This is a genomic window from Thiopseudomonas denitrificans (assembly GCF_002866065.1).
GTDB lineage: Bacteria > Pseudomonadota > Gammaproteobacteria > Pseudomonadales > Pseudomonadaceae > Thiopseudomonas > Thiopseudomonas denitrificans.
Window position 1 is genome coordinate 104417 of record NZ_LNJZ01000007.1, and the last position, 25663, is coordinate 130079.

Here is a 25663-nt window from a genome sequence, read left to right on the forward strand (position 1 = left end):
GAGCGAGCCCCAATGTCCGAACCCGTCCGCCTCACCCAGTACAGCCATGGCGCTGGCTGCGGCTGCAAAATCGCCCCCAACGTCCTCAGCACCATTCTGGCCGGCAGCGGCGACCAGTTTCAGGACCCGCGCCTGTGGGTCGGCAACCACTCGCGGGATGATGCTGCCGTGTACGGTCTGGATGACGAGCGTGCGGTGGTGTCCACCACCGACTTTTTCATGCCGATTGTCGACGACCCCTTTGATTTCGGCCGCATTGCCGCCACCAATGCCATCAGCGACATCTACGCCATGGGCGGTACACCGCTGGTGGCGATTGCCATTCTGGGCTGGCCGGTCAATGTGCTGGCCCCCGAAATAGCCGCCGAGGTGATCCGTGGCGGTCGTACCGTCTGTGACGCTGCCGGCATTCCTCTGGCTGGCGGACACTCGATCGATGCGCCGGAGCCGATTTTTGGCCTTGCAGTCACCGGCGAGGTACGCCGTCAGCAACTCAAGCGCAACGACACGGCAACTGCCGGCTGCCGGCTATACCTGACCAAGCCGCTGGGCATCGGCATCTACACCACCGCAGAAAAGAAGGGCGTCCTGGAGGCTGCCGACCGGCACGTGGCACGCGACCTGATGGTACAACTGAACCGCCCCGGCCAGCATTTTGCGCACCTGCCGCAGGTGACCGCCATGACCGACGTCACCGGCTTCGGCCTGCTTGGCCATCTGGTGGAAATGGCCGACGGCGCGGGCCTGACCGCCCGCCTCGACAAGAATGCCGTACCCCGGCTGTCCCGGGTTGGGCACTACCTTGACCTGGGCTGCATTCCCGGTGGCACATTGCGCAACTTTGCCAGCTATGGCCAGCGCATCGCGCCCATCGAGGAACAGGACCGCCACTGGCTGTGCGACCCGCAAACCAGTGGCGGCTTGCTGGTGGCAGTGACACCGGCCGGCGAAGCGGAGTTTCTCGCCGTTGCCCGCCAGCAGGGCCTGGAGCTGAGCCCGATTGGCGAGCTGGTGAAACAGGATGCCTGGGCGGTCGAGGTATACTGATGACTGACCATGCTGATTACCGGCAGATATTCCTGCAGAACCTGCCGCTGATCGATACCCGTGCGCCGATAGAATTTGCCAAGGGCGCATTTCCGCAGGCGGTCAACCTGCCGCTGATGACGGACAGCGAGCGGCAGAAGGTCGGTACCTGCTACAAGCAGAAAGGCCAGCAAGCGGCAATTGAGCTGGGCCATCAGCTGGTCTGTGGTGCAGTCAAAGACCAGCGGGTTCAAGCCTGGGCCGATTTTGCCCGCACCCACCCGCAAGGGCTGCTGTATTGCTTCCGTGGCGGCCTGCGCTCGCAGATCAGCCAGCAGTGGCTGCGCGAGGCAGGAGTGGACTATCCCAGGGTTGCCGGCGGCTACAAGGCCCTGCGCAACTTCCTGATCGATACCACCCGTCAGGCGGTTGAAGAGTGTGCCTTTACCGTCATTGACGGTCTGACCGGCACCGGCAAGACCGATGTACTGGCGCCGCTATCCAGTGCGCTGGACCTTGAAGGCCACGCCAATCACCGGGGCTCCAGCTTCGGCAAACATGCCACCGCGCAGCCAGGCCAGATCGACTTTGAAAACCGCCTGGCCATCGACCTGCTGAAAAAGCGCGATATCGGCATAGGGCATTTTGTTGTGGAAAATGAAGCCCGTATCGTCGGCTCCTGTTCGGTACCGCTGGAGCTGTACCGGCGCATGCAGGAGGCACCGATTGTGTTGCTAGAGGACAGCGTTGACAACCGGGTCGAACGCATCCTGCGTGACTACGTAACCGGCCTGCGCCAGGAATTCCGCCAGTTGCACGGAGCGCAGCAGGGTGACGAACAGTTTGCCGAACGCCTGCGCGACAGCATGCAGCGTATCCACAAGCGTCTGGGTGGGGCCCTCTATCAGGAACTGGCACAGCTGCTGGAGCTGGCATTGCACGCGCAGCTGCAACAGGACGACCACAGCCTGCACCGCCTGTGGATCAGCCGCTTGCTGCAGGATTACTACGATCCCATGTATCGTTATCAGCATGACAAGGTCAAAGAGCGGGTGGTCTTTCGGGGCGAGCGGGCAGCAGTGCTGCAATTCCTGCAGGCACACAGCCGGGTACTCGACTAAAACACTATGCTATGGCCGCAATGTCCGGAGTAGCATGGGCTCGTCAGTATTTTAAAAGGAACCTGTCATGAGCAACGAGCAACTGGCGGAGTGGATTCTCGAACAGACCAGCGATGCGCTGATCTACGCCGACACTGAAGGCAATATCCGGCGCTGGAATGCCGCATCCTGCCAGGTTTTCGGTTTTTCTGCCGAAGATGCACTGGGGCAAAGTCTGGACCTGATCATCCCCAAGCACCTGCGTGAAGCACATTGGCGCGGTTTTGATGCCGCCATGCAGAGCCGCCAGCTAAAACTGTCCGGCAAGCCAACCCTGACCCGTGCACTGCACAAGGAAGGGCACAAGCTGTATGTGGAAATGACCTTCGCTCTGGTCAAGGACCCGCACGGAGTGGTGCAGGGCAGTGTTTCCATGGCCCGGGACGTGACCGCTCGGGTCGAAGCGGAAAAAGCAGCCCGGCAGGCAGGCGGCTGATCAACCCAGCTGACGTACCATTGCTGCCACCAGAATGCCTGCAGCAATGGCCAGCAGCTGCTTTCTGGTCAGCAGAATCACCACCAGGGTAGTCAGCAGCGCCAGTCGTGCTGCCATGTCACCCTCCAGCGCCATCGGCGCGATGATCGCAATCAGTACCGAGCCGGACATTGCCTGGATGAACAGCCGGACCCGGTAGCCCAGCGGCACGAAAGACATGACGAACACGCCACCCCAGCGGGTGGCCAGCGTCACCAATGCCATCGCGGCAATGATGATGACCAGTCCCGTACCCGATGTCTCAACGTTCATGAGCTGGTCTCCCGAGCAATACACCGGTCAGGCCACCGGCCAGGGCACCGACAATCACATGACTGTTTTCCGGCAGGAAACGATAGGCCAGCAATGCGCTGATGCCGGCCACCGCCCAGATCGCCAGGGTGCGCAGTGTTTTTTCTCCTCCGGCCACCATCGCCAGCAAGAAGCAGCCCAGCACCATATCCAGTCCGAGGCCATCGGGATCACTGATGGCGTGACCAAAATGGATGCCCAGCCATGTTCCCAGCAGCCAGAACAGCCACAGCGACAAGCCGCCGCCAAATAACAGCCCGAAACCGGGCTTGTCGCAGCTGAATGCCTGCAGGGACATCGCCCAGTTGGCATCACTGGCCACCAACATGACACCGTAGCGTCTGGCCGGCGGTAACCGGGCCAGCCAGGGATACAGGGAAGCACCCATCAGCAAATGCCGGGCATTGATGGCAAACACAGTCATCAGCAAAGGCACCAGGGGAACTTGCTCACCCCACAGCTCCAGTGCCGCAAACTGTGAAGCCCCGGCAAATACCAGCGCGCTCATCGCCAGGATAGTGGTTTGGTCAAGGCCGCTCTGGGCAGCTGCCAGGCCGAACGCCAGAGCAAACACCAGCACAAACAGGGAAATAGGCACCAGTTGCCTGAAACCATCCATGACCAGAGCTCTGTTCAGGCGGTACAAAGAGGCCGGAATATCGTTCACGCCATGCTCCATACAAACAAAAAGCCCCGCTGTCAGGCGGGGCTTGGTAACAGCAGACAATCAGTCGTTGTTGGCTACACCCAGAATCTGCAGCAAGCTGAGAAACAGGTTGTAAATCGATACATACAGGTTGATGGTCGCCATGATGTAGTTGGTTTCGCCGCCGTTGATCAGCTCGCTGGTCTGGTACAGGATGATGGCTGACGAGAACAGTACAAAACCGGCACTGATCGCCAGCTGGAAGGCAGACAGGTCAAAGATCAGGCTGGCAACAATTGCTGCCAGCAGCACAAAAAAGCCGGCAGTGATGAAGCCGCGCAGGAAGCTCATGTCCTTGCGGGTGATCAGCACAAAAGCGGACAGGCCGCCAAATACCAGTGCGGTCATGGTGAACGCCGAGGAAATGACCTGTGCACCGTTATGCATGCCCAGGTACATGTTCAGGATCGGGCCCAGGGTATAGCCCATGAAGCCGGTCAGGGCAAAGGTGGTAACCAGCCCCCAGCCCGAGTTGCGCAGGCGTACCGTGGCGAACATCAGGCCATAGAAGCCAATCAGGGTAGGCAGCAGGCCGGGGTGGGGCAGGCCCATTTGCTGGGATACAAAGGCGACCAGGCCACTGAAAGCCAGTGTCAGGGCCAGCAGGCCATAGGTGTTGCGCAACACCGAATTGCCGGCGCGCTCGATGGCCACCTCATGGGTATTGAAACGTTGCATGCTGTTGATTCTCCTTGTTGGTATGTACCACAGCGGGTTTGCAGGTTGCAGCAAGAATAGCAGAAGCCCGTGCCCGCTGCATACAGCTTGAAATTCGCTGCCACTATTGACCAAACTGCCGGCCAAAAGTGCCCAACATGGTCACATCTGAATTCCAGGCAAAAAAAATCCCTGTAAAAACAGGGATTTAAAAGAAAATATGGCGGAGGAGGTGAGATTCGAACTCACGGAAAGTTGCCCTTCGGCGGTTTTCAAGACCGCTGCCTTCAGCCGCTCGGCCACTCCTCCATATTGCGGCGGTGATTCTACAGTATAGAAAACATCTGTCAAACAGATTTTTCATGCAATCCGGATCATGCCGGTTTCGGGTGAAAAGGTGGGCTATCAGCAAAATAGAAGCTGCCAGGGCACACTCCGACAGTTCTCCAGTCCGTATCAGCCCCGCCACCCTGCAACAGCACCGCTAAATGGAAAATACCCCGAAAAAGAAAAAGATGCAGGCCAGACAGAACATGGCCACAAAACCGACCGGTATGCCAAGTAGATGTGGAAACAGCGAATCCATGCCTTTCAATGTGTGTACGGTATACCACCAGCCACCAAAAAAGGCGGCAATAACCAGAAGAATCGCGATGATAGTCAAGTTCCTGTCTCCTTGCAGCAGGCTTTGCGAACCCGCCAATGGTCTACCGGCTGGCTACGCCCGTCAACTCCACAGATCAACAAACAAATGTCCCTGTCGGGCTTTTGCTATACTTTTGTTTTGCCTAATTTGCCGGGGATCAACATGAATTACGATTTTGACTTGTTCGTTATTGGTGCCGGATCAGGCGGTGTGCGTGCTTCGCGCTTTGCTGCCGGCTTCGGTGCCAGGGTGGCTGTTGCCGAAAGCCGCTATCTGGGCGGCACCTGCGTCAACGTTGGTTGTGTACCGAAAAAGCTGATGTCCTATGCCGCCCACAGCAGCGAAGACATCGAACTGAGCCGCAGCTTCGGCTGGGATGCATCGGCCACCAGCTTCGACTGGCCGACGCTGATTGCCAACAAGAACCGGGAAATAGGGCGCCTGAACGGCATTTACGCTCGCCTGCTGGAAAACAGCGGGGTGACTCTGCTCAACGGCCATGCGCGCATCACCGGCCCGCACCAGGTCGAAGTGAATGGCCAGACTCATACAGCGCAACACATCCTGCTGGCTACCGGCGGCTGGCCGGTGCTGCCGGACATCCCCGGCAAGGAGCTGATGATCGACTCCAACCAGGTGTTCTTTCTCGAGCGGCAACCGAAACGGGTACTGGTAATCGGCGGCGGTTACATTGCGCTGGAATTCGCCTCCATCTTCAATGGCCTGGGCAGTGAAACCCATGTGTCCTACCGCGGTGACCTGTTCCTGCGTCACTTTGACCACGAGGTGCGCGAGCACATGCGTGACAGCATGCAGGCCAAGGGCGTAAAGCTTCACTTTAATAGCAACGTGCAATCCATTGAAAAAACAGGACATGGCGACGAACTTAAAGTGACACTTGAAGAAGGCGGCAGCCTGCTGGTGGACTGCGTGTTCTGTGCCACCGGTCGTCGCCCGATGCTGGACAGCCTCGGGCTGGAAAACGTCAATGTCGAGCTCGACAGTCATGGACTGGTCAAGGTCAACGCTGAGTATGAGACCTCGGAGCCGGGCATTCTGGCCATTGGCGACCTGATTGCAGGCCCGCAACTAACCCCGGTGGCACTGGCCGAAGGCATGGCTGTGGCACGTCGCCTGTTCAAGCCGGAAGAGTACAAACCGGTCAGTTATGACTGCATTGCAACGGCCGTATTCACACTGCCAAACATCGCCACTGTCGGCCTGACGGAAGAGCAGGCCAGAGCGGCAGGGCATGACGTCAGCATTTTCACCAGCAGCTTCCGGCCAATGAAACTAAGCTTTACCGACAGCAGCGAGCGCATCTTCATGAAGCTTGTGGTCGATAAGCAGAGCGATCGGGTGCTGGGTTGCCATATGCTGGGCCCGGATGCCGGCGAGCTGATCCAGGGGCTGGCCGTGGCACTGAAAGCGGGGGCGACCAAGTCGGTGTTTGATGACACCATCGGCATTCACCCGACGGCGGCGGAAGAATTCGTCACCATGCGCACACCGGCGCGCTAAGCCGGCCCGACAACAACACCCGGCAGCAGCCGGGTGATCCGGCTTTCATACTTTCATACATAGCCACTGGTGGCTGCTAGTGGCCTGAACGGCTAGTTCGTTAACTCAAGTTCGGATGGCTGGGGATTCGGGGCAAGGCGCTGTGACGAGTCATAGCGGGGCTATGGCGAGGAGCAGCAACGCAGCATCGGAGCCTCAGACGCCGAAATTGACTAATGGAATTAGCCGTACAGGCCACTAGGCAGCACCTGCCTCAGTGATGGGCGTGTTGTGAATGTTCAGCTCCGGTACCGGCATCCATGCTCCTGACTTCGGCTTCCAGCTCGACACTGCCGCTTGCTGCAAAATCCAGCCGGACAGGGAAGCGCATGCCTTCCCGCAGGGGTTCGCGCAGGCCGATCAGCATGATGTGGTAGCTGCCGGGAGCCAGCTCCAGCGTGCCACCGGCCGGTACTTCGACCTGTTCCACCTGTTGCATCTTCATCAGGCCGTCTGCGTGCACGTGAGTGTGCAATTCCACCGTATCGGCAATCTCCGCATGGGCGGCGACCAGAAAATCCTGTGCACCCTGGTTACGAATGCTGACAAACAGCGCTCCTGTATGCGCAGTAGGCGGCACGGCACGCGACCAGGGCGTGGTGATGCCAAGATTGCCCTGTGTAGCCGCATAGGCGCCTTTGGCCGCTTCGGCTAAGTGCACCTCGGCAGCCATGCCATGGGTCAGTGACAAGGAACAGCCCAGTGCAGCGGCAAGCACGAAGGATTTGGCAATGTTTTTTCCCATGAACAAGAACTCCAGCAAGTAATGACGACGGAAAGGATGAAAGCCTAGCAAGAAATGAAAGCAGTAACGCAAATACCTGCGTGCGATTTATCGTCGCACACTCAATTTAACATAATATCCATTATGGCTCTCATGTGCTGTTATCAATTTCCAGGCTCAGCCAAACCGGATTGTTCCTTGTCAGTCTCTGTCGAGACATCAAGATCTTCAAAATCGGTTTTCAGGTTGCTTTCCATTTTTTCCAGCTCGGCCAGCAAATGACTGAAGCTCAACTCCTGCACCGGTGTGTCTTCAGCACGGCCATCTTCATCATCCCGATTCCGTGTTCCTGCTTCTGCGGGAACGGCAACATCACCGAGCCGGCTGTCCTGCAGACGCTCGAAGGCAGCACTCAGGTCCCGCACTTCGCGCAGCGGCGGCAACTCGTCAAGTCCACGCAGGTTGAAATAATCCAGAAAGGCCCTGGTGGTGGCGAACAGTGCCGGCCGGCCCGGCACTTCCTTGTGGCCAACCACCTTGATCCAGTCGCGCTCCTGCAGGGTTTTGATGATATGACTGCTGACCATGACACCGCGCACGTCCTCGATTTCGCCACGGGTCACCGGCTGCCGGTAAGCCACCAGCGCCAGGGTTTCCAGCAAGGCCCGCGAATAACGTTGTGGCCGTTCTTCCCACAGGCGCTCGATATATGGTGTGTAGCTGCCACAAATTTGCAGACGGTAGCCGCTGGCAACCCTGACCAGACGCAAAGGACTGGTATTGGTCAGACTGCTTTCCAGCTGCTCCAGCGCTGCCAAAATTTCCGCGCCATCCAGTTGTTCCGGCTCCAGCAGCTCCTGAATTTGCTGCAGGGACAACGGCTTGCGCCAGGCCAACAGCAATGCCTGGATGATATGGGGCAAACTGACAGGCGGGCGGTTCATGACTGGCTGATCCGTACGTGAATTTCGGCATAGGGCTCGTTTTGTATCAATTCCACCAGACTTTCCTTGACCAGCTCCAGAATGGCCATGAATGTCACCACCACACCCAGCCGGCCTTCTTCCGGAGTGAAAAAACGCCGAAAAGGCACAAAACCGCTATCACGCAACCGCTCAAGAATAATGCCCATGCGCTCACGGGTCGACAGGGTTTCACGACTGACCTGATGGCTTTCATACATGTCGGCGCGACGCAAAACCTCGGCCAGTGCCTGCAGCAATTCCTGCATATCCACGGCCGGGGGGGTGTTTGCACTGCGCATGGCTTCAACCTGCAGCACCGGCAGAAAAATATCCCGCCCTACCCTTGGCAGCTCGTCCAGTTTTTCCGACACTTCCTTGAAGCGCTCGTACTCCTGCAGCCGGCGTACCAGCTCGGCGCGCGGATCGTCTTCTTCGTCATCACCGGCCTGTTGCCGCGGCAGCAGCATGCGTGATTTGATTTCGGCCAGCATCGCCGCCATGACCAGATACTCTGCCGCCAATTCCAGTCGGGCCGTACGCATCAGCTCGACATATTGCATGTACTGACGGGTGATGTCGGCCACCGGAATATCCAGAATGTCGATGTTCTGTTTGCGGATCAGGTACAGCAACAAGTCAAGCGGGCCTTCGAAGGCGTCCAGGATCACCTCCAGCGCATCCGGCGGGATGTACAGATCCTGTGGCAGGCTGCTCAGGGCCTCGCCATACACCAGCGCCAGCGGCAGCTGCTCGTGCAACTGGGCCTCAAGCTGCCCGGCCGCCACTATCAGGCATCCTCGAAAGCACTGGCATCACCGCTGCCATAACGGATGATTTCCGGCTGCTCGCCCACCAGGCTGACTACGGTCGAAGCCTCATAAGTGCCGTAACCGCCATCAATGATCAGGTCTACCAGGTGCTCCAGCCGGTCACGGATTTCATAAGGATCGCTCATTGGCTCCTTTTCTCCGGGCATGATCAGGCTCACGCTCATCAGCGGTTCGCCCAGCTCCTGCAGCAAAGCCTGCGCTATCGGGTTGGCCGGTACGCGCAGGCCGATGGTACGGCGCTTTGGATGCATCAGCATGCGCGGCACCTCACGGGTTGCATCCAGAATGAAGGTATAGGGCCCGGGCAGATGCGCCTTGAGCAAGCGGAACGCACTGGTACCCACCTTGGCATACAGGCCCAGCTCGGACAGGTCGCGGCACATCAGGGTAAAGTTGTGCTTGTCATCCAGCCGGCGAATCTGACGGATGCGGTCCAGCGCGGCCTTTTCACCAACTCCGCAACCCATTGCATAGGATGAGTCCGCCGGATAAATGACAACCCCGCCCTTGCGAATGACATCCACGGCCTGGAGAACCAGCCGGGGCTGGGGGTTTTCTGAGTGAATCTGGAAAAATTTCATGGTAAAACTCCAATCTCCGGTTCCCGCAGGGAATCCGGTACTGCAAAACTATGCCATAACGGCGTCAAATCACTTGCCGGAGCCCGGTACAGGCCAAGCTCGGACCAGTTGCGCGGCATATGGAAATCACTGCCGGCGGTGACTTTCAAACCGAACTCGCGGGCCATGACAGCCAGCGTGCCCACCTGCTCGGGCGGCTGAGGACCGTTGCTGACCTCCAGCGCATGCCCTCCCCGCTCGGCAAAATCCGCCACCAGCCGCCGGCGCTTGCTGCGGGTAAAGCTGTAGTGATAGGGGTGCGCCAGGCTGGTGAAGGCCTGTGCCTCACCCAGCACCTGCATGACTTCGGCAAACTCCGGCCAAAACTGTTTCACGTCACCGAGCTTGCCCGCCCCCAGCCACTTGTCAAAGGCTTCAGCGTGATCCCTGGCGTATCCGGCCTGCACCATGTAGGCGGCAAAATGCGGGCGGGCCGGCGGCTGCTCCTGCTCGCCCAGCCCGGCCTGTATCGCCCTGGCACCTTCCAGACAGCCCGGCATGCCTTTGGCCGCCAGGCGCTGGCTGATCTTTTCCGCCCGCTGCCAGCGTCCGTCCTGCAAGCGCCTGATCAATGCATTGAGCGGAATCGAGTCCAGCGCAAAGTCATACCCCAGCACATGAATGGTGGTCGCCGCCCAGGTGCAGGACAGTTCGATGCCGTTGACCAGATGCATGCCCAGCGCATCACAGGCCTGCCGGGCCTCGCCGATGCCCTTGAGGGTGTCATGATCGGTCAGGGCCAGGATGCGGATGCCGCGTTCATGGGCACGCTGCACCAGTGCGGTCGGTGTCAGAGCACCGTCGGATGCTGTACTGTGACAATGCAGGTCGATGGAAAAGGGGCTGCGCTGAACGTCAGTGCTGCTTGAAGTATTGATTTGCAGGGCTCCGGTTAAAGAAAAGGTCTGGGTTTGCTATATTATGCCCCTTCTCATAAAGGTTGGCCGACATTGTGAAACAATTTATCGATTTTATCCCTTTGCTGCTGTTTTTCATCGTGTTCAAGCTGGAGCCACGGGAGCTGGAGTTGCTGGGCCTGCACTGGACACTGGGTGGAATTTTCAGCGCCACCGCAGTGCTGATTGCCAGCTCGCTACTGGTTTATGGTGCGCTGTTTGTAGCACAAAGACGGCTCGAAAAAAGCCAGTGGCTGACACTGGCCGGCTGCCTGGTATTTGGCAGCCTGACGCTGGCCTTTCATAGCGAAACCTTCCTCAAGTGGAAAGCGCCTGTCGTCAACTGGCTGTTTGCCCTGGCTTTTCTGGGTAGCCAGTTCATTGGCAAACAACCGCTGATCCAGCGCATGATGGGCCATGCCCTGTCGTTGCCCGAGCCTGTATGGCGCAAGCTCAACATGGCCTGGGTCCTGTTTTTCATTGTGGCCGGTGCCGCCAACCTGTTTGTTGCCTTCACCTTCCATGACATCTGGGTCGATTTCAAGGTCTTCGGCAGCCTCGGCATGACCGTGCTGTTCCTGATTGGCCAGGGCTTTTACATTGCCCGCCACATCCAGACCCCGCCCGAAACACCTTCCCAAGGAGCCTGAACATGTTGTATGCAATTTTTGCCACTGACGTGAGCGATAGCCTGGAGCGACGCCTCGCTGCCCGCCCGGCCCACCTCGAGCGCCTGGAAAGCCTGCAGGAGCAAGGCCGTCTGGTACTGGCCGGGCCCACGCCGGCAATCGACAGTGTTGCGCCTGGCGATGCCGGCTTTAGCGGCAGCCTGGTGGTGGCCGAGTTCGCTTCGCTGGAGGCCGCACAGGCATGGGCGGATACCGATCCCTATGTTGCCGCCGGTGTTTACGCAGGCGTTCAGGTTCGTCCGTTTCTCAAGGTCTTTCCGCGTTGACAGGTGTTGCTGCCATGAACCATGTATTGCTCGTGGATGATGACCAGGAGCTTTGCAGCCTGCTCGGAGCCTGGCTGGAGCAGGATGGTTTCCAGGTCGAAATCTTGCACGATACCGCCAGCGCCCTGCTGCGCCTTGACGACAGCCAGCTGCCGGACGCCGTTGTCCTCGACGTGATGCTGCCGGATGGCAATGGTCTCGAGCTATTGCGCACCTTGCGCACCCGTCACAAGGGCTTGCCAGTGGTGATGCTGTCGGCTCGCGGGGAGCCGACCGACCGAATTCTCGGGCTGGAACTGGGAGCGGATGACTATCTCTCCAAGCCTTGTGATCCGCGCGAACTGACCGCCCGCCTCAAGGCTGTTCTGCGTCGTAGCCAGACAGCCGGTGGAGAGACGGCCCCCCCTGCCCTGTTGCATTATGCCGACCTGGAGTACAGCCCGGCCCGTGGCACCGCCATCCTCAACGGAGAAGAGATCAGCCTGACGGTTTCCGAAGGCAGGATTCTCGAGGTGTTGCTCAGCCGGCCGGAAGAACCGATTGAAAAGCACGAGCTGACCGAGCGTGCGCTGGAACGCAAGCTGACGTTGTATGATCGCAGCATCGACATGCACATCAGCAACTTGCGCCGTAAACTGGGTCCAAACGCCAATGGCGAGCCGCGTATCGTATCGATTCGCGGCCGCGGCTACCTCTATACCACGGCTGCCAGCGTGCCCTGAGCAGCCTGCCGGCTTTACTTCGCCTTTACACTGGCCTGACTGCACTTTACTCCCGTCAGGTCATACTGTCTCCCAAGCCGGAACACCGGACCCCGCACACAGGAGATTATCCCATGCGTATCAAACTGACCGCCCTTGCCCTTGCTGCCGTCCTGCCTTTTGCCGGTGCCCATGCTGCCGACACCAATCAGCATGACCGCAATCACTGGCAGAAAAATGACCAGCGCCGACTGCAGGCACTGAACCTTGATGAACGCCAGCGCCAGCAATTCGAAGAAAAACGCCAGGCTCACCGGGCCGAACAGCAAAAGCATCACAAGGAAATGCAGCAGCGGCGTCTGGAACAAAGCGACGCACACCAGCGCCAGATGCAGGCACAGCGCGACCGCCATCATGCCGAACTGCGCAACCTGCTGACTCCCGAACAGCGCATGGCCTTTGACCGCCAGCAAGAGAAAATGCAGGCCGGCCACAATCAGCGCCTTGAACAGCACAGCAAGCGTGGCCCGATGCACAAGAACATGCAGCAAAAGCACAAACAACATGCCCGCCACGACAAACAGCGCATGCATGACAAGAAACATGGCACCAAGGCATACGCCAACCGGAAGCACATGAACAAAGGCATGCATGGCGGCCATGGCAAACAACATCAACACAGCCGTAATCTGCGTTGAAACATCATGCCCCGGGCTAAAGCGGCGAACGGATAACCTGCCGGCTACACGAGAACTGCAGCAGCACCGGAGCACTGGAAGTCCGCTGCTGCCGGCATAAAACCGGCACTTTCTTTCATGCTAAGATACATTCCGCTTTCTCCCTCCCTCGGGCCAGTCAGCAGACACAGCCACAACCGCCGGCCAGCAAGCCGGCGATTTGCCGTAAGGACACAAGCATGAGATCAATTTTCTGGCGCATTCTCGGCGTCCTCTGGCTGGCACTGATCCTGACCGGAGCCCTGACCTTCCTCGTCACCCGTCTTTTCAACCAGGACAGCTGGTTGCTGTCGCAGCATCCGGGCCTGAAAAACCTCTCGGCCCAGTGGCTCGAGCACTATAGCCGGGCCCAGCTGAAACCGGCACAGCAGGTGTTGCAGCAGGCCCGCCGCGCCCACCATATCGATGTGCAGGTCTTTGCCGAAGACGGCCAGATGATCGCCAGCAATGGCCGCATGCGCGGCAACGAAAGGGCCAATGAAATTGAGGAGCTGCATCGCTCGACCTGGCGCCGCCTGACACAGGAAGTCAGCCTCAACCCAGAACAGAACCTGCTGTTTGTTTACCGGATGCCGCCAATGGAAATCAGCAAATGGCAAAGAAGCCGCATCACCGGCCCCGGTGCCATGCTGATCATTGCCGTGCTGGTGATTACCCTGGCCAGCCTGCTGCTGACCCTGTCCATCACCCGCCCACTGACGCGCTTGCGCAATGCCGTCCACGAACTGGGCGAAACCGCCTACCAGCAGGACAGCCTGGCCAGGATGGCCAGGCGTCGTGACGAGTTTGGTGTACTGGCCAGAGACTTCAACCGTATGGGACAACGGCTGCAGGGCTTGCTCAGCAGCCAGAGGCAGCTGCTGCGGGATGTCTCACACGAACTGCGTTCGCCGCTGGCGCGCTTGCAGGTAGGCCTTGCCCTGACCGAGCGGGCCACCGAAGAAAAACGCAAAGAGCTATGGCCCAGGCTGCGTCTGGAGTGCGAGCGGCTCGACAGCCTGATCGATGAAATACTGACGCTTGCCCGCATCACCCGGGAGCAACCCAATCCCGAACAGGTACAGCTATTGCCCCTGCTGACCGGGCTGGTGGAAGACGCCAGACTGCTTGAGCCCGAACAGCAGATACAACTGGACTGTCCGGCCGGGCTGGAACTGCATACCGATGCGCGGACTCTCGAACGCGTGCTGGACAACCTGATGCGCAACGCCCTGCGTTTCAATCCGGTCGGCAAGGCGATCAGCCTCAGCGCAAGAATGCAACCCGACGGGCAAGGAATCCTGCTGCAGATCAGGGATCAAGGGCCCGGAGCGCCGGCGGATCTTCTGGATCGTCTTGCCGAGCCCTTTGTCCGCGCTGCCGGGCAATCCGCCAATGGCTATGGGCTGGGTCTGACCATAGCCCTGCGCTGTGTTGAGCAGCTAAAAGGCCGGCTGGAGCTTGGCAACCATATCGAAGGCGGCTTTGTTGCCAGCATCCATTTGCCGGCAGGCCGCATCGAATAATTGAATGAACGATTGAAACCGTATTGTTGACGGGCGTTTCAGGCCAGCAGTCAAGCCTGTGGCCGGGTGGGCTCCAGTCCAGGGGGCGGCCAATGGCCGACAAAGGCAGCCGGAGCCGGGCGCGAAGCCGGCTTGGCCGGCTGGGAGGGTGTTCCCAGATACATGAAACCAATCAGTTTTTCATTCTCTTGCAGGCCCAGCCCGTTAGCCACGACCGCGTTGTTGCAAAACTCGCCGGAACGCCAGAATGCTCCCAGCCCCATGGCCTGAGCCGCCAACAGAATGCCATGCCCGGCACAGCCAGCCGCGATGATCTGCTCAAACTCGGGCACCTTCGGGTGTTCCTGCAAACAGGCAATCAGGACGATAATCATCGGAGCCCGTAGCGGCATGGCCTGCGCGCGCCTGAGCTGCTCGGTGCTGGCAGCGGGGTTGTTCTGCAACAAGGCACTGGCATACAGTTCACCGAGTTCGACCAACCCCTGCCCTTCAACCACCAAAAAGCGCCACGGCCGGATCTGGCCATGATCGGGAGCGCACAGCGCAGCCCGGAACAATAACTCAAGCTGTTCCGCGCTGGGCGCGGGCTGCTGCAAGCGTGGACTGGACGTGCGTTCAAGAAGTAACTGTAGCGCCTGATTCATCGTTTCGACCCGAGTAAGACATGAAAACAAGATTGCACGGCAACTGCTGTTTGCACCTGCCAGTGATGACGCCAAAAGGTGGCTGCCCGTTTGTGGGGCTCGTCTCCGGCTACGTCCCTGATCCGCCCGCCTCTTGGCCTTGCAACCAAAGGAGCGTAGCATGTGGGCGCCTCGCCAAGTGTAACATCATGTAAAATCGGCGGCACTGTAGATTCGGACACATTACGGCCTGCTTGCAGTTGATAGAGTTCACATGAACAACAAACGATATAATTACGCCTTTCTTGCCAACTGGGGTCTTGTCCTGAACGGCGAGGGGCTGCAGCACAAGCATGGCAGCATGTACCTGCAACGGGTCATGGCATTTACCGGACTGGCGCTGGTCTTGCTTTGCGGCTGGCTGGAGCAAAGCTTTTCACAGAGTGCCACGTTCTTTGCCCTGTATCTGCTGCTATATCCCCACACCAGCCAGATTGCTGCCACCCTGATATGCCGGCGCGCGGGGAATATACCGGCCAACCCGGCCCTCCTGTCCGTTGATGCGTTGCATCTCGGCATCGCCATCAGCCTGTCCGGTTTTGCCCTGGTCCCTGCCCTAGCATCCGTTTGCCTGTTGTTTTTTTATCTCCTGCTGCGCCGTGAAGCATGGTATGCCCTGCCCGGATTGTTGCTGTTGATCCTCGGCAGCAGTAGCGGCTTGTTGCTGGCTGTGCCGGTCAACCTCGATACTCCCCCGCTCACCACCGCCCTGAGCATGGCACTGCTACTCCTGCAACTGGCTGTTTGTGCCCTGCTCTTGCAGCGACATGCCCAGAACATCCAGCTGTTACGCGAGGAAATGCAGGCAAGCCAGGACCGGCATGACAACCTGTCACGGGACCTGGCCAAATATCTGTCGCCCCAGGTATGGCATCTGGTTTTCAGGAAAAACAATACCCTGTCAGACCCCTTCAAAACCCAGCGCAAGAAACTGACCGTATTTTTTTCCGACATCAAGGGCTTCACCGACCTGTCCGAAGAAATGGAGCCCGAAGACCTGACCGACATACTCAACGGTTATCTGAGTGAAATGACGGCGATTGCCATCAAGCACGGCGGCACCGTGGACAAATTCATTGGTGACAGCATCATGGTATTCTTTGGCGACACCCGGTCCCGCGGGGCCCGGCACGATGCCATTTCTGCCGTATCGATGGCCATCGAAATGCGCAAGCACATGAGCACCCTGCGCCAGCGCTGGCAGGCCAAGGGTATCCACAAGCGCCTGGAAATCCGCATGGGGCTGAATACCGGCTATTGCACGGTTGGTACCTTTGGTGCCGAGTCACGCATGGATTACACCGTCATCGGGCGGGAGGTGAACCTGGCCAGCCGGCTGGAAAGCGCGGCCGGGGCCGATGAAATCCTGATTTCCGGTGAGACCTATACCCTGATCAAGGACAAGATCATGGGACGCGACAAGGGACAGATCCAGGTCAAGGGCTTTGCCCGCCCGGTTTCCATTTACCAGGTCATGGACTATCGCCGTGACCTGGGACCGGCCCGCAGCTACCTGGCACACGAGCTGCCGGGCTTTTCGATGCAACTGGACACTGCCAACCTGGAGCTGGAAAACATCGATCATGTGGTCCGGGTACTTAACGAGGCTCTGGCACAGTTACAGGAATGATCCGTCTGGCAATCGTCAGGCCGACAGCACCCGGGCCAGCACCTTGCCTACCTTTTCCATGCCGCCGGACAGTGCGCGCTCAATCTGGTGCATGCTGATCAGCCCCGCAGCCTTGCCGGCAGCCGGGTTGACAACCAGTGCCAGCGAGGCATAGCCCAGCCCCAGCTCGCGGGCCAGCGCGGCTTCCGGCATGCCGGTCATGCCGACAATGTCACAGCCGTCACGCTCCAGGCGCCGGATTTCAGCCACGGTCTCCAGGCGCGGCCCCTGGGTACAGCCATAGACTCCGTGGTTTTTACAGGCAAAACCATGGGCAGCAACGGCAGCGATCAGGCGCTTGCGCAGGTTCGCATCATAGGGATGGCTGAAGTCGATATGGGTGACTTGCTCCAGCTCATCCTCGAAAAACGTATGTTTGCGGCCCCAGGTGTAATCGATAATCTGGTCCGGCACGCAGAAATGCCCGGTTTCAAGCCCGGTGGCAATCGAGCCAACCGCATTGATCGCGATGATCTGGTCTGCACCGGCCTGGCGCAGGGCCCAGATATTGGCGCGATAATTGACCTGGTGGGGTGGAATCCGGTGAGGATGGCCATGACGGGCCAGAAACATGACCTGTCGGCCGGCATACTTGCCGGACAGGATGGCCGAAGAAGTTGGCCCGTAAGGAGTTTCAATCACTTCCGCATTGCGGATCACCAGCCCGTCCAGCCGGGTCAGCCCGGTGCCACCGATAATTGCGTAGGTTGTTGTCATTGTTGTGTTCCTTCTTTGCATGAATTTTTCTGGCTTGCCTGCACCTGCACGGGGCAACTCACCCTGCATCACGGCAACGCAGCCAACGCCGTGCAAACATCAAGCGGGTATTTTTTGTACCAGCTGGCGAGCCCGTGACCAGACAGGCCAGTCAATGGTTTCAGAATACAGCTGGCGAGCACGCATGCAGGCCAACCGGGCCGCCGGCAACGCTTTTTCCTGTTGCAGGCAGCTCAGGGACTGCTCGGCCCCGGCCCGGTCATTGCAGACCAGAATCATGTCGCAACCGGCACTGATTGCTGCCAAGGTCCTCTGGCGCATGTCACCAGCCACGTGGGCACCGGCCATCGACAGATCGTCACTGAAAATCACGCCCTTGAAGACCAGCTCCGCACGCAGGACCTGCTGCAGCCAGAAACGCGAGAAACCGGCGGGCTGCTCATCAACCTGAGAGTAAATGATGTGGGCCGGCATCACGCCGTCCATTCGCCCGACCAGACCTGCAAAGGTCTGCAGGTCGCTGGTACGGATGCTGGCAAGGCTGCGCTCGTCAACCGGAATGTCAAAGTGCGAGTCGGCCGCAACCCAGCCATGACCGGGAAAATGTTTGCCGACCGTTGCCATGCCGGCCCGGCGCATGCCGTCCATGAAGGCACCGCCAAGCCTGATGACTTGCGCGGGGTCCTTGCCAAAGGCACGATGACCGATCACGCTGTTGTGGCCATAGTCCAGATCAAGAACCGGTGCAAAACTGAAGTCGATGCCAACGGCCAGCACTTCTGCCGCCATCAGCCAGCCGGCCTGCAGGGCTGCGGTGACAGGATCATCGGCAGCGGCAATGGCATGCATTGATGGCAGCCGGGTAAAACCGCGGCGCAGGCGTTGTACCCGGCCACCCTCCTGGTCAACGGCAATCAGCATGTCGGGACGCAGCTGGCGAATGCTGCGGCACAGCTCGGCCACCTGCTGCGGATGTTCAATATTGCGGCTGAACAGGATGACGCCGCCAACTTGTGGCTGGCGCAGGATGGCACGGTCTTCGGCGGTCAGCCAGAAACCCTCGACATCCAGCATGAGGGAGCCCTGCATAGAATGTGTTTCCTTGCACGAATGCCGCAGGTGCAAGGTTACTCGCTGATGTGAACCAGGGTGCCTGCAGCAACTTGATTGAAGAGCTCTATCAGCTCGTGGTTATCCATGCGGATGCAGCCATGGGAGACCGGCTGCCCCAGCAACTCCAGTTCTGGCGTGCCATGGATATAAATATAACGTTGAAAGGTATCAACATCACCGAGGCGATTATGGCCCAGTTCGCAGCCGCTTAACCAGAGGATGCGCGTTAAAATCCAGTCCCGGTGCGGATTTTCCGCATAAACCCCAGCAGTACAGATTTCGCCAGTCCAGCGACGCCCCCTGAGAACCGCATTGACCGGCAAGCCCTGACCGACTTTCGCCCTGATGTAATGCTTTCCCCGTGGGGTACACCCGGAGTTTTTCTGCTCGCCGGGACCGGCCAGGGCAGTTGAAATCCGGTGTGTGCTGACCAGTCGCTCACCGTCATAGGCTGTCATGCGTTGCTGGCCAATGGACACAAACAACGCATCAACCTGCCCTTCTCCTGTCTCGTTACGATTACACGACATCTGTTTGTTCCGCTTCCCGGGGCGGCTGCCGGGTCAGTTCCAGGCCAGCTCCCGGAGCCTGCATGCCGGCAGCCAGGAAGGGCAGCATCAGGCGCATCACCTGCTCCGTGGAGACCCGGGTAGAAAAATCGGATTCACTGATGGCGCGCAGCGCCTTGATGCCGGACATGCTGAAAGCAACGGTACCGATCATGAAGTGTACCCGCCAGAACAGTTCGACCGGTGAAATCTGCGGCCCGGTCTGCTGCAGCAATCCCATGTAACGCCGCCAGGTGGTACCGTAACGCTCGTTGAGAAAACGCCGCAAGTGCCCCTGGCTTTCCGTAAAGGCCATGCCAAGCAGACGCATGAAAATGGACAGGTCGTGACCGCTGCGCGGCTTGAGCACCAGAGTCTGCTCTACCAACAACTGCAGCAGGGAGCCCAGCGTAATGGTTTCGCCATCCCCGTTCTGGTGCTGATCCAGGGCACTGTCCAGACTTGCACAGAACGGATCGAGAAAGCGGGCAAACACCGCTTGGATCAGTGATTTTTTCGATCCGAAATGATAGTTCACAGCCGCCAGGTTAACCTGTGCCTTGCCGGTTATCTGTCTGAGCGAAGTTTCAGCAAAGCCTTTTTCGGCAAACAGGCTTTCTGCCGCATCCAGGATGCGTTCAACGGTGTCGGGTTGCGCCATATGTAAGTCCTGACAGAAATTCAAACATTTGTTTGAACGCAATCTTACGTCAAATCTTCTGCGCGGTACAATCTGCCAGCATTTCAGTTTTCGATCAGGGCAAGGGCCATTTCCATCCGGTCCTCGATCGAGCCTTCCAGCTCGGCCAGCCGGTCGGTACGCAGGCATTTTTGCAGCGCGGGAATGGGCTGGTTCCTGAAGGCCCGATAACGCCCCTGGTCAGTCCCGTAATGCATCAGGTTGGCAGCCAGCACGACATCGATATAATCAGGAAGCTGCCCCGGACTGTCTCGCATGATCCGCTCATGATAAAACGCAATCTGGATCAGCACATCAGGCATGCTCCAGTGTTTGAGCAGGATGGCGCCTACATAAGGATGCAGGATCAGCTCGAATTGCAGGCGTTCATCCATGCTGAATTCAGGATTGCTGTACAGGTACTCGCGCAGCGGAAGCTTGCCGATATCGTGCAGCAGACCGCCCAGGGAGGCCAGTTCCGGGTCCAGATGGTCAAACTGGTCGGCAATTGAATGCGACAGCGAGCTGATGCGCAAACTGCTGGCAACAAAGCCTTCCAGCCGCCCGACATCACGACTCTTGCTCATGGTTTGCAGAATCGCCATTTGGGTCACCAGTGAACCGACCAGACTGAAGCCGAGGTTGACTATGGCATGATGCAGAGAGCTGACCTTGTTGCCGCGTGACATGATCGAACTGTTGGCGACCTTGAGCAAACGGGCAGCCATGGCGGCATCCTTGCTGATTTGCTGTTCCAGCGCGGTTATACTGCAATCCGCGTTGCCCAGCAGCTGGCGTACGCGCACGGCCACTTCCGGCAATGATGGCAGGATCATCCGGTTGGCAGCAATGTCATGTTCGATCTGCTTCAGCAGTTGCAATGCCCGTTCTTTCACGTGTAACTCCAGATCCTGGCGAACAAATCCCGCGAAACCGGCCACGGTTGCCTGCAACCGGTCATAGTGCACAGCACAAGCGCCCTCCAGCCCGGGCCTGATTCAGGGCGATGGTGCCCCGGAAGTTCTGGCAACAGTATAGACGAACTTCAACATCTTGATGTACAAAAGATTTTTCATTAGCCACGTTTATTTGACGTCAATAAACAGGGCCTGCTGTACACAGCAATACCAGTGGAGAAAATAATGCCCGAAATGATCAGACAGCGCACCGAGGAATGTTATGTTTTGGCAGAGCGTCATTATGGCCGCAGCTTTGAGCGCCCGGACATCTGCCTCGACCTGCGTGGCCAGTCAGCAGGCATGGCTTATCCGCAAGTCAACCGGCTGCGCTTCAACCCGCTGCTCTATCGTGAAAACAGCCGGCATTTCCTGCAACAGACGGTTGCCCACGAGGTGGCACACCTGCTTGCCTACCGGCTGCACGGCAAAAATATCCGGCCACATGGCACGCAATGGCAAAACATCATGCTGCAGGTATTCGGCCTGCCAGCGGAGCGCTGCCACAGTTACCGGCTACCACCTGCCTGGAAAACCCTGTACGCCTATGCCTGCCGTTGCCGTCAGCATGACTTCAGCGCCCAGCGGCATGCACGGGTCAGGAAAGGACAGTGCTATCTGTGCAAGGCCTGCAGGCAGCCGCTGGTATTCACCGGAAAGATGGAGCGCAAGTTAATTCAGCGGTAACAGGATACGGAAGCTGGCGCCACCCAGCGTCGACTCCTCAATCTGCAGCTGACCGTCATAGCTTTCGATGATGTCCTTGACCACTGCGGTACCTATTCCCTGCCCCGGATTCTGGGTATCCAGTCGCGCACCCCGTTGCAGGATGCGCTCACGCTGGCTGGCCGGCACACCGGGGCCGTCATCCTCGATAACCAGTTCATAATGGCTTCCGCTTTTGCCGGCGCTGATGCGGATATGCCCCAGACACAGGCGGTAGGCGTTTTCCAGCAGGTTGCCCAGCATCTCGTACAGGGCGCCCTGCTCGACCGGCATGCGCAGCTCTGCCGGATAGATCTGCTCCACCCGGATCTGCTTGTCGTGATAGACCTTGTTCAGGGCATCCAGCAGTGTCTGCACCACAGGAGCCAGCCGGACTCGGTGACGCAACAGGCCGCTTTTGCGCAAACTGGCCCGCTGCAGCTGATAACCGATCTGCTGACTCATGCGGCCGACCTGTGTTTGCAGGGTGCGGGCCTGCTCCGCATTGGCCGGTTGCTGTGACAATACCTCACCCACGCCCTGCAAGACCGCCAGCGGTGTTTTCAGGCTGTGCGCCAGGTCATCCAGCGAGTGCATGTATTTCTGGCTTTGCTGACGTTCGCTGTCGAGCAGCCGGTTGAGCGACCGGGTCAGGCGCAGCAACTCGTTGGGGTGCTCATCACTCAGCGCCTTGCGTTGGCCATTTTCAACTTCATCCAGTTCACGGCTCAGGTGACGCAAGCTGCGGGTACCCCAGCCCAGCCCCAGCCACAAAAAACCGAGCAGGAACACCAGCGAACCGGCCAGCCACACATACAGCTGGCGCTTCAGGCTCTTGTACATCGGACGGTAGTCGCGTACGGCCTGCATGGTGATGATGCTGTAGGCGGCACTGCTGCCGCGCAGCAAGTCTATTTCGACGTCATAGACAAAAAAAGCCTGTCCCTGCTGGTCCCAGGCACGGGTAAAGACATGACCACGCCCGTCATAGCGCGGCTGGTAGTCAACCTTGTGTTCACTGGCCGAGCGCGAACGCCAGACCAGCTGTCCCTGGCTGTCATAAATGAAGCCCAGCTGGCGGGCCGGCAACACCGGAAACTCCTCGTCGGGCAGCTTGTCGGGCATATGCAACTGGCCATCAACCACCCGGGCAGCGGAAATCAGCGCGCTGGCATCGGCCGCCAGCCGCTGTTCGACAGCCTGTTCCAGGGCGCGGGTAAAGATTTGCTGCAATGCCGGGTACAAACCGAGCAAAAACACAAACACCATGACAGTGGCGCCCAGCATCAGCCGGGCGCGCAGGGAGAATCCTTTGTTGCTGTCAGAGCTCATCGGCAAGGCTCGTTGAAGATATAGCCCTGCCCGCGTACCGTCTCAATCGGTTTGAAGCCACTGCCGCCTTCCAGTTTGCGCCGCAAACGGCCGACCAGCACCTCGACCACGTTGGCGTCGCGCTCCTCGTCGTTCGGGTACAGCTGTTCCATCAGGCGTTCCTTGGCGATCACCTGCTGGTGGTTACGCATCAGGTATTCCAGGATCCGGTATTCATAGGCGGTCAGTTGCAGGGGTTCGCCTTCGATGCTGGCCTGTTTGCGGTTCAGGTCAAGCTCCAGGATGCCGGCCTCAATGGTGGACTGGACAAAGCCCGACGAGCGGCGCAGCAAGGCATTGAGCCGCGCCTCCAGCTCTTCAAACTGGAAGGGCTTGACCACATAATCATCCGCGCCGGCCGCCAGACCCTCGACCTTGTGCTGCCAGTTGCCACGAGCGGTCAGGATCAGGACGGGAAAGCCGTGCCCCAGCCGGCGCAGCTCCCTGATCAGTGCCATGCCATCCATGCCCGGTAATCCGAGATCGACAATGGCCAGGTCATGATTGAATTCGGCAACCCGGAATAGCGCTTCCTCGGCATCCCCGACTGCATCAACCACGTGGCCCGCTTCAGTCAGGCGTGTATGCAGGTGATGGCGCAACAGTGCCTCATCTTCAACCACCAGCAACTTCATGTTCTTTCCACCTTAATTTTCCGGCTGTAATACAACAGCGTGTCGCCCGACGACAACAGCCCGGTTTTCAGGCCTGTCCCGCCACGGCAAACAGCCACAAAGCACCCGCAACATCATGCCAAAAAGCAACTGAACCCGTGCTGAACCGGTAACACTATTCGTCGCGACGCAGCTCGTCCGGTATCGGCAGGCTGTCACCCAGAGGACGCGGGCGCTTGCCCTTGCCGGCGTGGAACTGGCGCAACTGGTAGACATAGGCCAGCACCTGGGCCACCGCCATGTACAGCCCGGCGGGAATCTCCTCGTCCAGCTCTGTGGAATAGTACAGCGCCCGCGCCAGCGGGGGCGATTCAAGCACAATGATCTGGTGCTGGTTGGCAATCTCGCGGATTTTCAGTGCCAGGTTGTCGCCGCCCTTGGCCAGCAGCACCGGTGCCCGGTTGCCATCTTCGTCATACTTAAGGGCCACCGAGAAGTGAGTCGGGTTGGTGATTACCACGTCGGCTTCCGGCACCGCTTCCATCATGCGCCGCTGTGCCATTTCCATCTGCAGGCGACGGATGCGCCCCTTGACCTCGGGCTTGCCTTCAGAGTCCTTGTGTTCGTCCTTGACTTCCTGCTTGGTCATTTTCAGTTTCTGCTTGCTGTCCCACATCTGGAACGGCACATCGACCGCGGCAATCAGGATCATTGCGCAGGCCAGCCACAAGGAACACCAGCCAATGGTTTGCATGGCACTGAGGATGGCATGCTCCAGTGGCTGATGAGCCAGGGCAAACAACCCTTCCTGTGCCCTTGACAGCACCAGCAGCGCCACCATCAATACCACCAGGAATTTGGCCAATGCCTTGGCCAGCTCGACCAGCGACTTGACCGAAAACATGCGCTTGAGCCCGGATAGCGGATTCAAACGGCTGAACTTGGGCGTTAGCGGCTCCATGGTGAACAGGAAGCCGCCCAGGGCGACCGGGCCAATCACCGCTGCTGCCAGCAAGACCAGAAACAACGGCCACAATCCCTCAGCCGCACTCTTGGCCGCAAACAGCAGGTGCAGGGCCATGTATCTTTCGCTGTACAGCAGCTCGCGTGGCAAGTCGAAGTTGAGCTGCATCACCTCCAGCATCTTGGTGCCAAGATGGGCACCAAACAGCAGCATGCCGGCGGTCCCGCCTAGCAGGATGGCCAGCGTATTCAGCTCGCGCGAGCGGGCGATTTCCCCTTTTTCACGGGCCTGCTGTTTGCGCTTGGCCGTGGGGTCTTCGCTCTTTTCCGCACCGCTTTCGTTTTCTGCCATGTTTTACCCGTATACGGCTGCGACCATGCCGGCAAGCGGCTCAGCTGCGCACCAGCCCCCGCATCAGCAGCAGCGTTTCGCTGGTCATGCGCTCAAAGTGGGCCAGTATGTCGGCGGTGGAGATCCAGAAGATGATCATGCCCAGAATCAGGGTCATCGGAAAACCGATGGTAAAAATATTCAGCTGTGGTGCGGCCCGGGTCATCACGCCAAAGGCGATATTGATCACCAGCAAGGCGCTGATCGCCGGCAATGCCAGCAACAGCGCGGCGCCGATCACCCAGCTCAGGCGGCCGGCCAGCAGGGCAAAGTTGTCCAGTGGCAGACCGCTACCCACCGGCAAGGTGACAAAACTTTCGGCCAGCACTTCAAACACCACCAGATGCCCGTTCATGGCCAGAAACAGCAGAGTAACCAGCATCAGCAAAAACTGGCCCAGCACCGGTACCGAAACGCCGGTGGCCGGGTCCATCATCGATGCGAAGCCAAGCCCCATCTGCATCGAAACCAGCTGACCGGTAAAGACGAAGACATGAAACAGCAGCTGCAGGGAAAAACCCAGCAACGCCCCGATCAGGATCTGTTCGCCAATCAGCAAAACCACCTGCAGGCTGAGCGCTTCCACAGCCGGCATATCGGGCAACACCGGAGCCAGTGCCACTGTGATCGCCAGCGCCATGTACAGGCGCACCCGTGCCGGAACCATCTGGGTGCCGATTACCGGCATGACCATCAGCACACTGGCAATACGAAACAGCGGCAGCAAAAAACTGCTGATCCAGCCGCCTATTTCCGCACTGCCCAATTCGATCATTACT

The 25663-nt window shown here is 58.9% G+C and carries 30 protein-coding genes and 1 tRNA gene; 10 read left to right on the top strand and 21 right to left on the bottom strand.

Annotated features, from left to right (window positions below; translation table 11 throughout):
* Positions 1–12: 12 nt before the first annotated feature.
* The 3 genes from selD to AR306_RS06375 all read left to right on the top strand — a co-directional run bounded on the left by selD (position 13) and on the right by AR306_RS06375 (position 2622).
* Positions 13–1047, top strand: coding sequence for a selenide, water dikinase SelD (selD, locus tag AR306_RS06365; RefSeq protein ID WP_101496731.1), 1035 nt, complete (start codon positions 13–15; stop codon positions 1045–1047).
* Positions 1044–2147: a tRNA 2-selenouridine(34) synthase MnmH gene (gene mnmH, locus AR306_RS06370; protein WP_101496979.1), complete on the top strand. Its 1104-nt coding sequence runs from the start codon at positions 1044–1046 to the stop codon at positions 2145–2147. The genes selD and mnmH overlap by 4 nt, the downstream gene beginning before the upstream one ends.
* Before the next feature lie 67 nt (positions 2148–2214).
* Positions 2215–2622 (top strand): PAS domain-containing protein, encoded by a 408-nt coding sequence (locus tag AR306_RS06375; protein WP_101496732.1) that lies wholly within the window; start codon positions 2215–2217, stop codon positions 2620–2622.
* Here the strand turns inward: AR306_RS06375 and AR306_RS06380 are convergent, their stop codons facing one another.
* From AR306_RS06380 to AR306_RS06400, 5 genes are all read right to left on the bottom strand, one after another.
* Positions 2623–2934, bottom strand: a complete 312-nt coding sequence (locus AR306_RS06380) for an AzlD family protein (protein WP_101496733.1) — start codon at positions 2932–2934, stop codon at positions 2623–2625.
* Positions 2924–3592 carry an AzlC family ABC transporter permease gene (locus tag AR306_RS06385; protein ID WP_407071191.1) on the bottom strand — a complete coding sequence of 223 codons (669 nt, stop codon included), beginning with the start codon at positions 3590–3592 and terminating at the stop codon, positions 2924–2926. Before AR306_RS06385 ends, AR306_RS06380 begins: the two co-directional genes overlap by 11 nt.
* Positions 3593–3700: 108 nt before the next feature.
* A complete protein-coding gene (locus tag AR306_RS06390) occupies positions 3701–4357 on the bottom strand; it encodes a Bax inhibitor-1/YccA family protein (RefSeq protein WP_101496735.1) in 657 nt (218 codons plus the stop codon).
* Between the two features lie 200 nt (positions 4358–4557).
* Positions 4558–4645, bottom strand: a tRNA-Ser gene (locus tag AR306_RS06395).
* A gap of 175 nt (positions 4646–4820) precedes the next feature.
* Complete coding sequence (locus AR306_RS06400) at positions 4821–5000, bottom strand: hypothetical protein (protein ID WP_101496736.1); 180 nt, start codon at positions 4998–5000, stop codon at positions 4821–4823.
* 144 nt (positions 5001–5144) lie between these two features.
* Here AR306_RS06400 and gorA point away from each other — a divergent pair, with 144 nt between their 5' ends.
* Positions 5145–6503 carry a glutathione-disulfide reductase gene (gorA, locus tag AR306_RS06405; protein ID WP_101496980.1) on the top strand — a complete coding sequence of 453 codons (1359 nt, stop codon included), beginning with the start codon at positions 5145–5147 and terminating at the stop codon, positions 6501–6503.
* A gap of 253 nt (positions 6504–6756) precedes the next feature.
* Here gorA and AR306_RS06410 read toward each other — a convergent pair whose 3' ends face one another.
* The 5 genes from AR306_RS06410 to AR306_RS06430 form a co-directional block, all read right to left on the bottom strand.
* Positions 6757–7287: a copper chaperone PCu(A)C gene (locus tag AR306_RS06410; RefSeq protein WP_101496737.1), complete on the bottom strand. Its 531-nt coding sequence runs from the start codon at positions 7285–7287 to the stop codon at positions 6757–6759.
* A gap of 143 nt (positions 7288–7430) precedes the next feature.
* Positions 7431–8210, bottom strand: coding sequence for an SMC-Scp complex subunit ScpB (scpB, locus tag AR306_RS06415; protein WP_101496738.1), 780 nt, complete (start codon positions 8208–8210; stop codon positions 7431–7433).
* A complete protein-coding gene (locus AR306_RS06420) occupies positions 8207–9019 on the bottom strand; it encodes a segregation and condensation protein A (protein WP_407071192.1) in 813 nt (270 codons plus the stop codon). The genes scpB and AR306_RS06420 overlap by 4 nt, the downstream gene beginning before the upstream one ends.
* A complete protein-coding gene (locus AR306_RS06425) occupies positions 9019–9642 on the bottom strand; it encodes an L-threonylcarbamoyladenylate synthase (protein WP_101496740.1) in 624 nt (207 codons plus the stop codon). Before AR306_RS06425 ends, AR306_RS06420 begins: the two co-directional genes overlap by 1 nt.
* Positions 9639–10559 carry a PHP domain-containing protein gene (locus AR306_RS06430; RefSeq protein WP_240622514.1) on the bottom strand — a complete coding sequence of 307 codons (921 nt, stop codon included), beginning with the start codon at positions 10557–10559 and terminating at the stop codon, positions 9639–9641. Before AR306_RS06430 ends, AR306_RS06425 begins: the two co-directional genes overlap by 4 nt.
* Before the next feature lie 74 nt (positions 10560–10633).
* On the opposite strand from AR306_RS06430, the gene AR306_RS06435 reads away from it, so the two are divergent.
* The 3 genes from AR306_RS06435 to AR306_RS06445 are packed head-to-tail and all read left to right on the top strand — an operon-like array spanning position 10634 to position 12254.
* Positions 10634–11227, top strand: a complete 594-nt coding sequence (locus tag AR306_RS06435) for a septation protein A (protein WP_101496981.1) — start codon at positions 10634–10636, stop codon at positions 11225–11227.
* A 2-nt stretch (positions 11228–11229) separates the two neighbouring features.
* Positions 11230–11532 (top strand): YciI family protein, encoded by a 303-nt coding sequence (locus AR306_RS06440; RefSeq protein WP_101496742.1) that lies wholly within the window; start codon positions 11230–11232, stop codon positions 11530–11532.
* Positions 11533–11546: 14 nt separating this feature from the next.
* Entirely contained in the window at positions 11547–12254 is a 708-nt protein-coding gene (locus AR306_RS06445) for a response regulator transcription factor (protein ID WP_101496743.1), read from the top strand.
* A gap of 14 nt (positions 12255–12268) precedes the next feature.
* Here AR306_RS06445 and AR306_RS13160 read toward each other — a convergent pair whose 3' ends face one another.
* Entirely contained in the window at positions 12269–12907 is a 639-nt protein-coding gene (locus tag AR306_RS13160; protein ID WP_146002282.1) for a hypothetical protein, read from the bottom strand.
* Between the two features lie 242 nt (positions 12908–13149).
* Here AR306_RS13160 and AR306_RS06455 point away from each other — a divergent pair, with 242 nt between their 5' ends.
* Positions 13150–14475: a sensor histidine kinase gene (locus AR306_RS06455; RefSeq protein ID WP_101496745.1), complete on the top strand. Its 1326-nt coding sequence runs from the start codon at positions 13150–13152 to the stop codon at positions 14473–14475.
* A gap of 50 nt (positions 14476–14525) precedes the next feature.
* Here the strand turns inward: AR306_RS06455 and AR306_RS06460 are convergent, their stop codons facing one another.
* Positions 14526–15119 (bottom strand): nitroreductase family protein, encoded by a 594-nt coding sequence (locus AR306_RS06460; RefSeq protein WP_101496746.1) that lies wholly within the window; start codon positions 15117–15119, stop codon positions 14526–14528.
* 340 nt (positions 15120–15459) lie between these two features.
* Between AR306_RS06460 and AR306_RS06465 the strand changes: the two genes are divergently transcribed.
* Positions 15460–16788 carry an adenylate/guanylate cyclase domain-containing protein gene (locus AR306_RS06465; RefSeq protein WP_407071193.1) on the top strand — a complete coding sequence of 443 codons (1329 nt, stop codon included), beginning with the start codon at positions 15460–15462 and terminating at the stop codon, positions 16786–16788.
* A gap of 15 nt (positions 16789–16803) precedes the next feature.
* On the opposite strand, the gene AR306_RS06470 is transcribed toward AR306_RS06465, so the two are convergent.
* The 5 genes from AR306_RS06470 to AR306_RS06490 all read right to left on the bottom strand — a co-directional run bounded on the left by AR306_RS06470 (position 16804) and on the right by AR306_RS06490 (position 20780).
* Entirely contained in the window at positions 16804–17544 is a 741-nt protein-coding gene (locus AR306_RS06470) for an S-methyl-5'-thioinosine phosphorylase (RefSeq protein WP_101496748.1), read from the bottom strand.
* A 99-nt stretch (positions 17545–17643) separates the two neighbouring features.
* Positions 17644–18633, bottom strand: coding sequence for a beta-N-acetylhexosaminidase (nagZ, locus tag AR306_RS06475; protein ID WP_101496749.1), 990 nt, complete (start codon positions 18631–18633; stop codon positions 17644–17646).
* A gap of 38 nt (positions 18634–18671) precedes the next feature.
* Positions 18672–19187, bottom strand: a complete 516-nt coding sequence (locus AR306_RS06480; RefSeq protein WP_101496750.1) for a L,D-transpeptidase — start codon at positions 19185–19187, stop codon at positions 18672–18674.
* Complete coding sequence (locus AR306_RS06485; RefSeq protein ID WP_101496751.1) at positions 19177–19866, bottom strand: TetR/AcrR family transcriptional regulator; 690 nt, start codon at positions 19864–19866, stop codon at positions 19177–19179. Before AR306_RS06485 ends, AR306_RS06480 begins: the two co-directional genes overlap by 11 nt.
* Before the next feature lie 83 nt (positions 19867–19949).
* Complete coding sequence (locus tag AR306_RS06490; protein ID WP_133539580.1) at positions 19950–20780, bottom strand: HDOD domain-containing protein; 831 nt, start codon at positions 20778–20780, stop codon at positions 19950–19952.
* Positions 20781–21026: 246 nt separating this feature from the next.
* Here AR306_RS06490 and AR306_RS06495 point away from each other — a divergent pair, with 246 nt between their 5' ends.
* Positions 21027–21527 (top strand): SprT family zinc-dependent metalloprotease, encoded by a 501-nt coding sequence (locus AR306_RS06495; RefSeq protein ID WP_101496753.1) that lies wholly within the window; start codon positions 21027–21029, stop codon positions 21525–21527.
* On the opposite strand, the gene AR306_RS06500 is transcribed toward AR306_RS06495, so the two are convergent.
* The 4 genes from AR306_RS06500 to fliR all read right to left on the bottom strand — a co-directional run bounded on the left by AR306_RS06500 (position 21513) and on the right by fliR (position 25659).
* Positions 21513–22877 (bottom strand): ATP-binding protein, encoded by a 1365-nt coding sequence (locus AR306_RS06500; RefSeq protein WP_101496754.1) that lies wholly within the window; start codon positions 22875–22877, stop codon positions 21513–21515. The genes AR306_RS06495 and AR306_RS06500 overlap by 15 nt on opposite strands.
* On the bottom strand, positions 22874–23551 hold the full coding sequence (locus tag AR306_RS06505) for a response regulator (RefSeq protein WP_101496755.1): 678 nt from the start codon (positions 23549–23551) through the stop codon (positions 22874–22876). The genes AR306_RS06500 and AR306_RS06505 overlap by 4 nt, the downstream gene beginning before the upstream one ends.
* A gap of 154 nt (positions 23552–23705) precedes the next feature.
* The gene (flhB, locus tag AR306_RS06510; RefSeq protein WP_101496756.1) at positions 23706–24845 is read right to left on the bottom strand and encodes a flagellar biosynthesis protein FlhB; all 1140 of its coding nucleotides are present in this window, start codon (positions 24843–24845) and stop codon (positions 23706–23708) included.
* Positions 24846–24885: 40 nt separating this feature from the next.
* Positions 24886–25659: a flagellar biosynthetic protein FliR gene (gene fliR, locus AR306_RS06515; RefSeq protein WP_101496757.1), complete on the bottom strand. Its 774-nt coding sequence runs from the start codon at positions 25657–25659 to the stop codon at positions 24886–24888.
* Between the last annotated feature and the right edge of the window lie 4 nt (positions 25660–25663).